The 476-nt window shown below is 41.2% G+C and carries 1 protein-coding gene; it reads left to right on the forward strand.

Annotation, left to right across the window (positions count from 1 at the left end; genetic code table 11):
• The coding region (locus ACFI34_RS18770; protein WP_462674598.1) for a transposase at positions 1-316 on the forward strand (316 nt) is incomplete at its 5' end.
• Positions 317-476: the final 160 nt, after the last annotated feature.

Raw genomic sequence — 476 nt, forward strand, 5'->3', positions numbered from 1 at the left:
AATTCATGTGCTCGAGACGATGGAAATTAATGATTGGTCTTTGGGTTATACTAGCGCCTATTTCGACTTATCATCCCCAGGTATTTTATTTCAATGGCAAAAGCTTTATGCTCACGGGGGTATAACCCGACTAAAACCACAGAAAAAAGGTAGGCCTCGCGTGACGAATCATTCTTCAACTCCTAAACCATCAGCAGACATGTCTGAAAAAGAGCTCAGGGAAGAATTGGATTATCTACGTGCAGAGAACGCAGTCTTAAAAAAGTTAGAAGCCTTGGCTCAGGCCAGAAAGAAAAAAGCAAAGACAAAACGATAGTTGTCGAAGAGCTCAAGGCAAAATACAGCTTACAACACTTATTAAAGGTCACAGGGCTTCCCAAGAGTGTGTATTATTACCATCGTAATACACTGTTTCAGCCCTGTTCCAACACTGACTTATGCGAAAGAATACGTGATATCTATCACAAGCACAAAGG

The organism is Pseudoalteromonas sp. PSi26 (assembly GCF_054960575.1).